The sequence below is a fragment of the Azoarcus sp. TTM-91 genome, from assembly GCF_012911025.1.
Classification (GTDB): domain Bacteria; phylum Pseudomonadota; class Gammaproteobacteria; order Burkholderiales; family Rhodocyclaceae; genus Azoarcus.
In genome coordinates this window covers 1-9,659 of the sequence record NZ_WUEI01000149.1, presented here as the reverse complement: position 1 = coordinate 9,659, position 9,659 = coordinate 1, and the positions used below count along the sequence as shown (strand labels likewise).

The following is a 9,659-nucleotide window of genomic DNA, read 5'->3' as shown; positions in this document are numbered from 1 at the left end:
GGCCGGGGAGAAGAGGGGCGTGCGACAGGGCGGCGAGCCGGCGGCGCCAGGAGGGCCGGATGGGACGGCCGTGCCGGATTCGAGCAAGGGCGGCAGGCTGCTGGAGCGAATGCCGGAAGGAATGCCAGGTGCGGGGGAGGCGCGGAAAAAGATGCGCCCCGTTCGCCAGGAGGGGAAGCGAACGGGGCGATCAGGTGGCTGGCCAGCCTCGGAGGAGGAGGGCGAGGCAGGCCGTGCCAGCCGGCGGAGGGGGGCGGCTACCACGCCTCCCTCGCCAGGGCGCGGGGCTGCGCTCAGAGCGGCAGCTGGAAGTCCGGCGCGATCTGCTTCAGCCAGGTGCTGAGGCGCTCTTCGGTGAGGTCGGACTGGTTGTCCAGGTCCAGCGCCAGGCCGACGAACTTGCCGTCTTCGCCCACCGCCTGGGAGGTGGCGAAGTCGTAGCCATCGGTGGGCCAGGAGCCGACGATCTTGGCGCCGCGATCGCTGAAGAAGTCGTAGAGGAAGCTCAGCGCATCGACGAACTCGTTGCTGTAGCCAACCTGGTCCCCCAGGCCATAGAGGGCGATGGTCTTGCCGTCGAAGCTGATGTCTTCCAGCTTGGGCAGGAATTCTTCCCAGCTCTCGGCTTCGGCTTCGGAGGAGAGGCCGGGCAACTGGCCTTCGCCCAGCGTCGGCGTGCCGAGGATGAGGAAGTCGTAGGCGGCGAAGTCTTCCGGCGTGACGCGGTTCACGTTGAGCGGATCGGCCATCGTGTCGTCATCGAAGCGCTTCTTGATCTGCTTGGCGATCTTGCGGGTGTTGCCGGTGTTGGTGCCGAAGAAAAGGCCGATACGTGCCATGGGATGTTCCTTCTCGGTTCTATGGATGAAAGCGGCAGGCGGGCGCATGGCGGCGCCCTTGACCATATGGGGGCGGGGTTTCCGCCTTCCTCCTAAGGCATAAAGCACTATGTGTGCCTGTCTGCGCGCAAGCTGGCGAGATCCGCTTCAAGCGTGCCGCGCAAGCGGGTATCTTTCGCTCCTTCCTTCTTTTTTCACCGGGCGGGCCGCGTTCATGCGCCGTCGCCGGCCCGATCCGCTTTTTCCTGGAACCGCCTTGAGCAGCTACGCAGTTGTCGACTTTGAAACAACCGGCATGACGCCGGAGCTGGGCGCGCGCCCGACCGAGATCGCGGTGGTGCTGGTGCGCGACGGCGCGGTGGTGGATCGCTACCAGAGCCTGATGAACGCGGATGCGTGGATTCCGCCGCAGATCCAGGCGCTCACCGGCATCAGCAATGCCATGGTGAAGGCCGCGCCGCGGGTGGAACGGGTGATGGCGGAGGCGGCGGATTTTGTCGGAAACCTGCCATTGGTCGCACACAACGCAGCTTTCGACCGTAAGTTCTGGGATGCCGAGCTGTCGGCTTTGGGCCGCAGCCGGGCGGGCGATTTCGTCTGCTCGCTGATGCTGGCGCGGCGGCTGTTCCCGGATGCGCCCAACCACAAGCTGGGCACGCTGGTGCGCGCCCTGGGCCTGCCGGCCACCGGCCGCTATCACCGTGCGCTGGCGGATGCCGAGGCCACCGCCTATCTCTTTCTCCGCATCGCCGACGAGCTGCGCCAGCGCTACCGCCTGGCGCAGGTGGAGCATGAGCTGCTGATGCGCATCCAGCAGACCGCCCGCAGCGGCCTGGCGCGCTGCATAGCGCGCCATGTGGCGCAGAGGGGCTGAGCCGTCGATACAGGGCCGGCAGCAGCGCGGCGGATTCAGTGCCCGGCGCCGTCCAGCAGGCGGGCGGTGAGCACGCCCAGCCGGCGCAGCGCGGCATCGAGCTCCGGGCTGTAGGGGTAGCCGCAGCCGATGCGGATGAAGTGATCGAAGCGCTGGGAGTTGGAGAACATGGACCCCGGCGCGATGCGGATGCCGGCCTCCAGCGCATGCTCGAACAGCCGCCGCGAGGGCAGGCCGCCGGGCAGCTCCACCCACAGCATGGCGCCGCCGTCCGGCAGGCTGAGGCGGGTGCCGGGCGGGAAGCTGGCGGCCACCGTGTCGGCGATGCGTTCGCGCTGCTCGCGCAGATGCTCCCGCAGGCGCTGCAGGTGGCGGTCGTAGGCGCTGGTGGCCATGAAGCCGGCGGCGGCGATCTGCGACCATTCCTCGTTGTGCCGGCTCTGCGCGAACTTCAGCATCGCCACCCGCGCCTGCCAGCGCCCGGCCGCCATCCAGCCCAGGCGCATGCCCGGCGCCAGCGTCTTGTTCAGCGAGGCGCAATAGATGATGTTGCCGCTGCGGTCCCAGGCCTTCAGCGCCTTCGGCGGCGTGGCGCGGCAATGCATGTCGCGGTAAGGGTCGTCCTCGATCACCGCGATGCCGTTGCGCTCGCACAGCGCCGCCAGCGCCGCCTTGCGGCCGTCCGGCATGATGGCGCCCAGCGGATTCTGCAGGTTGGGCACCACCACCACCGCCTTGATGTTGCCGTAGGTGGCGATGGCCAACTCCAGCGCCTCCAGCGAGATGCCGCTGCTCGGGCTGGTGGGAATCTCCAGTGCGCGCATGCCCAGGCTCTCCAGCACCTGCAGCAGGCCGAAGAAGGTGGGCGATTCCACCGCCACCGTGTCGCCCGGGTTGGCGACCGCGCGCAGGGCGAGGTTCACCGCCTCGATGCCGCCGTGGGTGACGATGACCTCGTCCGCCGTCATGCGGATGCCGGCATCCAGCGCGCGGCGGGCAATCACCTTGCGGAATTCCGGGTTGCCGTTGGGCGAACCGGGCGTGGTCAGCAGCGTGGGTGACTGCCGCAGGCAGCGCAGCACCGCGTTCTTCAGCGCCTCGGTGGGGTAGTGCTCCGGCGCCGCGGTGGCGCCGCCGAGGTTGAGCGCGGCCGGGTAGCGCTGGCCCTGGGCGATGACGGCGGATACGGTGGCATGGATGCCGACGAAGGCCGCCGGGTCTGGCGCCTGGTCCTGCGCCGGCTCGACCACGCCTGGCAGGCTGGCGCGCAGCCGCCGGCGCACGAAGTAGCCGGAGCGCGGCCGCGCCTCCAGCCAGCCCTCGTCCTCCAGGTGGCGGCACAGCTGCAGCGCGGTGGACAGGCTCACCGTGTGGCGCTGCATCAGCATGCGCACCGAGGGCATGCGGTCGCCCGGGCGCAGCGTGCCGTCCTCGATCGCGCCGCGGTAGGCGGCGGCGAGCTGGCGGTAGAGGGGCTGCGCAGAGGCGGGGAGCGCGGCGGTATTCATGGTCGGGAATGATGGCGGGCGGCTGTGGGCGGCGACAGATACAGAAGGGGCCGAAGCGGACCATAACAGGCTGGCGAAAAGGCCATCTGTTGCGGTTCACATTCTAGTTCCCTGTGCCTGTTGCGGCTGGCGGCCGGCGCCTAATCTGGTGCCGTCCGAAACAGCCGGGCCCAGCCCGCGGGAGTCCATCATGTGCCGCCAGTTCCTTCCCAGCCCATCGCCCTTCAGCCTCCTCCTGCCCCTGTTCGCCCCGCTGCTGCTGGCCGTGTCTCAGGCCGTGCCCAAGGCCGCGGCGGATTCGGCGGTTGAACTGCCGGCCGGCGGGCTGACCCAGCTCTCGCTGCCGGAAGGCTGCCTCGTGGTGGCCGCCGAAGGCAGCCTGCGGCTGGACTACCTGGCCTTCGACCCGACCTGGCTGGGCGAGGCGCCACACCGGAGCAGCCTGCTGCTGGCCGACGGCGAGGCGTATGCGATGCCCTGGGCCGGCTGGGTGGAGATTGCCGCCACCGCAGGCGTGGCGCGCTGTGTGCTGCTGCAGCCGGCCAGGCGCGGGCCGCTGGCCGGGGTCGCTGCGGTAGGGCTGGCGCTGGCGGCGGCGACGCGAGCGGGTGGACTGGCGGCGGCCGCGGCGTTCAAGGAGACCTTGCGGCGGGAGCCCGTGGCCTGGCGGCAGCGGCGGGTGGAGGGTGCGCGCTGAAGGGCGCCCCGGCCCTGTGGCCTTGCATGCCGCCGGGCGCAGCAATGCTTCGCTTCTCCGCCCACGCCGCGCAAGGGGAGGGGGAGTAAACCGGCGACGCTTGGGTCTCGGTTGCGTTCCTGCTGACTACTTACCCTCGCCCCGCTCTTCCCTGGCCACCGCGGACAAGTCCCGCAGGTACCAGCCGGCATAGCCTAGGCCGACGAGGGCGATCAGGGCGCTGAAGCGCAGGGTGTTGTCGAAGGGCACGCCGGCCAGCAGGTTGGCGACGACCACGTAGCCGAGATAGAAGGCGGCGACGAGGCCGGCGACGATGCGGATGAGGGCGAAGGTCTTGCGCTGGCGCAGGGTGGGGCGTGCAGTCATGGCGTCGGGCGGAGTGTTCCGATGGCGTCGAGGGCCGACAGCATAGCTTCACTGCCGCCGGCTGGGGATGCGGCTTGCGGTCTGCTTATGCGTGGTGCTTGCGTGGCGCTTGCGCGGGGCGGCCGCGAAGAAGGCTGGCGGGGACCGCGTGGTACCAGGCGCGGCCGCTGTTCATCCGGGTGGCGCATCCGCCAGCCACCTTACAGCGCATGCTCCCGCAGCCAGCGCTCCAGGTCGGCGGCCGGCAGGGGCGGCGAGAACAGGTAGCCCTGGGCGACGTGGTAGCCCTGCGCCTTCAGCAATTCCTGCTGGGTGCTGTCCTCCACGCCTTCGGCCACCACGGTGAGGTGCAGGCTGTCGCCGATGCGGATCACCGCGCTGGTCAGCGCGCGGGTGGCTTCGTCCCGCGCCAGGTCGCGCACGAAGCTCTTGTCCAGCTTCAGCTCGCTCACCGGCAGGCGGCGCAGGTAACCCAGGCTGGAGTAGCCGGTGCCGAAGTCGTCCATCGCCAGCCGCACGCCCTGGTCGTGAATGTCGCCCAAGGTTTTCATTGTGCTGGGGTTGGTGTCCATCAGCAGGCTCTCGGTGATCTCGACGGTGAGATCGGCCGGCTTGAGGGCGTTGGCCGCCAGCGTTTCGGCGATGAGCTGCGGCAGTTCCAGGTTGTGGAAGTTGGTGGCGGAGAGGTTGACCGACACCGCCGGCACCGTCAGCCCGCGCTTGCGCCAGTCGGCCAGCTGGCGGCAGGCCTCGCGCAGCGCCCAGTCGCTCAGTTCGCCGATCAGGCCGCACTCCTCGGCCAGGGGGATGAAGCGTATCGGCGGGATGTTGCCGATCTCCGGGTGCGTCCACCGCGCCAGCGCCTCGACGCCGTATAGATGCCCGTCCTTGAGGTCGATCTGCGGCTGGTAGTGCAGGTGCAGCTGCTCCTTGCGCAGCGCTTCGCGCAGCGCGGCCTCCAGCGCCAGGCGCTCTTGCGCCAGCAGGTTCATCTCGTTGCTGAAGAAGCTGAAGCGGCCGCGGCCGCTGGTCTTGGCCTGGTACATGGCCATGTCGGCGCGGTGCAGCAGGGTGTCCATGTCGCGCCCGTTCTGCGGGAACAGGCTGATGCCTATGCTGGCCGAGGGCTTGAGGGTGATGTCGCCGAGGTGACAGGGGGCGGCGATGGCCCGCTGCAGATGCTCGGTGATGTCGGTGGCGCGGCTGGCGTCGCACTGGGTGAGAACGACGACGAACTCGTCGCCCGACAGGCGGCCGACGATGTCCGAATCCCGCACGGTGGCCCGCAGGCGGGCGGTGACGGTGCGCAGCAGATCGTCGCCGGCCGGGTGGCCGAGGGAGTCGTTCACCTGCTTGAAGCGGTCGAGGTCGATGAACAGCACCGCCAGGCTTTCCTGTTCCCGGTTGGCGCGGGTGATGGCCTGTTCGGCCTGCACCTGCAGCAGGCTGCGGTTGGGCAGGCCGGTGAGGCCGTCGTAGAAGGCGAGCTGGCGGATGCGGGCGCGGGCCTCTTCGCGCTCCAGCGCGATGGCGCACAGATGCACGCTCACCTCCACCAGCCGCTCGTGCAGCGGTGTCGGGCCGCGCTGGTCGCGGTAGTAGAAGGCGAAGGTGCCCACCACCCGGCCGTCGCTGCGCTTGATCGGGCTGGACCAGCAGCTCACCAGGCCCAGCGGCAGCGCCAGCTGCTTGTAGGGCGCCCACAGCGGGTCGGTGGCGATGTCCGCCAGCACCGGTTCGCCGCGGAAGGCCGCCGTGCCGCAGGAGCCGACGGCGGGGCCGATGGGCACGCCGTCCAGTGCGCGCGAGTACGCCTCCGGCATGCGCGGCGCGGCCAGCGGGCGGAGCTTGCCTTCGTCGTCCACCCTGATGATGGTGGCGATCACTTCCGGCGCGATGCGCTCCACCTCGCGGCAGATCAGCGTCATCACCTCCGCCAGGGGTTCTTCCCGGACCAGCGCGGCCAGCACCTTGTGCTGCAGCACCTCGTGCATCTTGGTGTGGGTGATGTCGGTGTAGATGCCGACGGTGTTGCTGAGCCGGCCGCTGGCATCGACGATGGGGTTGAGCACCATGGAGCACCACAGCGGGCGGTCCTGGTTGTCGCACACCAGCTCATCGGAGCGGTAGCTGTGGCCGGCGGCGAGCTGGGCGTGGACGTCGCCGAAGTGGGTGCGGGGGCAGTGGGCGGAGGAGAACAGCAGGTCGCGCGGCTGGCGGCCGATGACCTCCTGCACCTGCCAGCCGAACATGCGGGTGAAGCCGCTGTTCACATGGACGATGCGATGGGCGGCGTCGGTGATGACGACCGCGCTGTCGGTTTCGTTGAGCCCCAGGGAGAGCAGGCGCAGGGTTTCGTTGAGGCGGCGCTGCTCGGTGATGTCTTTGACGAAAGCGGTATAGAGGGTGCGCTCGGGCAGCTCCACCCGGGAGAGGGACAGCGCACCCCAGGCGGTGCTGCCGTCCGGCCGGTGTATCGGCACTTCCAGCGGCTTGCCGACCAGTGCGTCCAGGCCCTCTCCCGCCGGCAGTTCCACCGCTTCGCAAGCGGGCGTGACCAAGCCGTCGGCCAGCAGCGCATCCAGGCCGCGGCCTATGACTTCGCTACGTTCCCGGCCCCACAGACGTTCGGCGGCGGCGTTGAAGAGCAGGACTTTGCGGTCCGCTCCCACCATCGCCACCGCATCCACCGTCTGTTCCAGCGTGTGAGCCAGGATTACTGCTGCGTCTTGTATGTTGGGCATGGCACCGCCGTCGTGCAGGTGAGGATACGGTTTCCCTTTCGTAATAATCGAACCGTATGACGGCTATGGTGCGCCTGAATCGACGCGGCGTCATCTGCGCCGGCGCTCGGCGTGAGGCGGGCCGCAGGCCCCGCCCGCCTGTCGCTTCCGGCGGGGCGAAGGCTGCCGCCGGTACCGGTTTCCCGGCGTTTTCCTATTCGCTGATGCAGATGCCATTGAGGAGGCCGACGGCGATCGCCACTCCGGCCATCAGGATGGCGGAGGCATTGCAGCGTTGCTCGATGCGCTCGGCGAAGCGGCGCAGCAGGCCGAACACCAGCAACTGCACCACGCCGGTGATGACGCCCCACTTCACCATCTCCAGCAGGTCGTGGGTGAAGTAGATGGCCGCCATCAGCGGGAAGGTGAAGCCGAGCAGGGCGCCGGCAAGGGTGATGGCGGCGGCGGTGTTGTTGTCGCGGATGAGCGCGAACTCGTTGTAGGGCGTCACCCGGGTGTAGATGGCGGTGAAGGCGGCGAGCAGCGCGGCGGCGGTGCCGAAGTAGCTCAGGAAGGCGAGGAGGGCGTCCATGGCGTTCTCAGTCGAAGTAGTGGGGAACGAAGCGGGCGAGGTTGGTGGTGATGGGCGTATCGTCCTCGCGTATGCACATGCCGGCGGCCTCGTCGCCCACCACCCAGGCGCCGATCACCGGGTAGCCGGGGCCGAAGCGGGCGAGGGGGTGCAGCGCCTGGTAGATGTGGCCCTCGGCGCCGTAGGGGCCGCCATCGCTGTGGCGCAGTTCGCCGTTCTCGTACAGTTCGATGTTGGCGCCCTCGCGGGAGAACAGCGGCTTGCGCGCGTAGGAGGCGAGGCGGCCGGGGGTGAAGTGGGCTTCCAGCAGATTTGGGTGGCCGGGGTTGCGCTCCCACAGGATGGGCAGCAGGCCCTTGCAGGAGAGCAAGGCCTTCCACATCGGCTCCACGAAGCGGGTGCCGCAGCCAGGGATGTGCTCGCCGAAAGGCTCGCGCATCAGCCATTCCCAAGGGTAGAGCTTGAACAGCGTCTGCAGCGGCCGGCCGGCGAGGTCCACGAAGGCGCGCAGCAGCGGATCCCAGCCGATTTCTTCCATGTACATGTGGCTGGTGCCCAGCCCGGCCTGGGCGGCGGTGTCCATCAGGTAGTGGGTGCACACCCAGTCTTCCTCGTTGTCGGCCACCGAGGCGAAATCCACCTGGGCGATGCCCTGGCCGGCGATTTCCCGCCAGCGCGCCACCAGTTTTTCGTGCACCGAGTTGAACTGGTCCAGCTCGCGGCCGGCTGCCTCGCGGTATTCCTCCAGCCAGTACCACTGCGCCACCGCGGTTTCCAGCAGCGAGGTGGGGGTGTCGGCGTTGTACTCCAGTAGCCGGGGCGGGCTGTTGCCGTCGTAGGCGAGGTCGAAGCGGCCGTAGAGCGAGGGCTCGCCACCGGCGAAGGCGTCGGCGATGGCCTGGTGGAAGGTGGCGGGGATGCCGAGCTGGTCGAAGCGGTCGTGCTCGATGACGAAGCGCGCCGCGTCCAGGCACATGGCGTGCAGCTCCTCGGTGGCGGCTTCCAGGGTGTCGATCTGGGCGGCGCTGAAGGCATAGCAGGCGTCTTCGTGCCAGTAGTCGTCCCAGCTGTGGAAGGAGAAACCGATCTGCTCCAGCCGCTGGCGGTAATCGCTGCGGGGCTCGATGTCTATCCGCCGCATGTCAGCCTCCCGACGAGGCGTGGGCGCTGCCGCCGAAGCCGCCGCGCACGATGCCGGCGGACTTCATGCCGACGGCGTTGCGCGGCGTGCCGTTGGCCACGTTGGCGTAGGGCACCGCGCGCCGGCTGCCGTCGGCATCCACCGCGACGGGGTAGCCGCGTTCGCGGTCCCAGTAGTAGCGGGGGCCGTAGTAGACGTAGCGGCCGCCCCCACCCGAGCTGCCATCGCCGTTCTGGCAGTTGCGGTAGTCGTACCCCCAGTCGCGGCGGCAGTCTTCCAGGCTGGCGTAGCGCGCTTGCTGCAGCGGGTACTCCGGGCTGCAGCCCGCCACTGCGGTGGCACCCAGGGTGCCGAGGATGACCAGACGAACCCGCTGCGAACGCTTCATGCCCATGCCCGATAGTAAGGAAGCCCGGCCGGCGTTGGCGCGGGCGGGAAAAGGGGGCGGATTATGCGGCGGCGATATCTGCCGGGCAAGGGCGGGGAATGCAGGGAGAGCAGGGCGGCGCGTTCGAACCGGCATGTCGCCGCCGCCTGTCCCCCGATCTGCCGGCCGCGGGGCGTGCCGCAAGGGGAGGGGCGGCGGACAGGCTCAGGGCAGCCAGATTTCGACCATGCCCGGGCGGATGTTGCGGTAGGACTGGGACAGGTCGCGCAGGTCTACCTGGCCAGGCAGGCCTTTGCGCACGATCCATTCCGCCAGCCCGCGATCCTCCGGCTGGTAGTAGATGACGGTGGGGCGCTCGAAGCGCACCGGCGGTTTGCGCCCGCGGGCCTGGGCGCTGCGGGTGACGTTTTCTATGCCAGGCAGCTGGGTGCCCAGCAGGCCGGCGGCCTGCAGCGTGGCAACCACGGATTCGGCGCGCGGGCGGGCATCTTCGGCGTAGATCTGCAGGTAGACCAGGGCGCGGGCGATGTC

General features: G+C 69.4%; 10 protein-coding genes. 2 read left to right on the top strand and 8 right to left on the bottom strand.

What is annotated here, in order from left to right:
- Positions 1 to 293: 293 nt before the first annotated feature.
- Complete coding sequence (locus tag GRF61_RS22080) at positions 294 to 839, bottom strand: flavodoxin (protein WP_169152779.1); 546 nt, start codon at positions 837 to 839, stop codon at positions 294 to 296.
- A gap of 256 nt (positions 840 to 1,095) precedes the next feature.
- Between GRF61_RS22080 and GRF61_RS22075 the strand changes: the two genes are divergently transcribed.
- A complete protein-coding gene (locus tag GRF61_RS22075; protein WP_169152778.1) occupies positions 1,096 to 1,713 on the top strand; it encodes a 3'-5' exonuclease in 618 nt (205 codons plus the stop codon).
- A 35-nt stretch (positions 1,714 to 1,748) separates the two neighbouring features.
- Here the strand turns inward: GRF61_RS22075 and GRF61_RS22070 are convergent, their stop codons facing one another.
- Complete coding sequence (locus GRF61_RS22070) at positions 1,749 to 3,221, bottom strand: PLP-dependent aminotransferase family protein (protein ID WP_169152777.1); 1,473 nt, start codon at positions 3,219 to 3,221, stop codon at positions 1,749 to 1,751.
- 190 nt (positions 3,222 to 3,411) lie between these two features.
- On the opposite strand from GRF61_RS22070, the gene GRF61_RS22065 reads away from it, so the two are divergent.
- Positions 3,412 to 3,918, top strand: coding sequence for a hypothetical protein (locus GRF61_RS22065; RefSeq protein WP_169152776.1), 507 nt, complete (start codon positions 3,412 to 3,414; stop codon positions 3,916 to 3,918).
- A 126-nt stretch (positions 3,919 to 4,044) separates the two neighbouring features.
- Here GRF61_RS22065 and GRF61_RS22060 read toward each other — a convergent pair whose 3' ends face one another.
- The 6 genes from GRF61_RS22060 to GRF61_RS22035 all read right to left on the bottom strand — a co-directional run.
- Positions 4,045 to 4,284 (bottom strand): hypothetical protein, encoded by a 240-nt coding sequence (locus GRF61_RS22060; protein WP_169152775.1) that lies wholly within the window; start codon positions 4,282 to 4,284, stop codon positions 4,045 to 4,047.
- Between the two features lie 200 nt (positions 4,285 to 4,484).
- Complete coding sequence (locus tag GRF61_RS22055) at positions 4,485 to 7,028, bottom strand: EAL domain-containing protein (RefSeq protein WP_169152774.1); 2,544 nt, start codon at positions 7,026 to 7,028, stop codon at positions 4,485 to 4,487.
- A 193-nt stretch (positions 7,029 to 7,221) separates the two neighbouring features.
- Positions 7,222 to 7,599 (bottom strand): DUF350 domain-containing protein, encoded by a 378-nt coding sequence (locus GRF61_RS22050; protein WP_169152773.1) that lies wholly within the window; start codon positions 7,597 to 7,599, stop codon positions 7,222 to 7,224.
- A 7-nt stretch (positions 7,600 to 7,606) separates the two neighbouring features.
- The gene (locus GRF61_RS22045; protein WP_169152772.1) at positions 7,607 to 8,740 is read right to left on the bottom strand and encodes a glutathionylspermidine synthase family protein; all 1,134 of its coding nucleotides are present in this window, start codon (positions 8,738 to 8,740) and stop codon (positions 7,607 to 7,609) included.
- A gap of 1 nt (position 8,741) precedes the next feature.
- Positions 8,742 to 9,128, bottom strand: a complete 387-nt coding sequence (locus GRF61_RS22040) for a hypothetical protein (RefSeq protein ID WP_169152771.1) — start codon at positions 9,126 to 9,128, stop codon at positions 8,742 to 8,744.
- Between the two features lie 204 nt (positions 9,129 to 9,332).
- Positions 9,333 to 9,659 (bottom strand): hypothetical protein (locus GRF61_RS22035; RefSeq protein ID WP_169152770.1); only part of this gene is annotated, 327 nt, incomplete at its 5' end.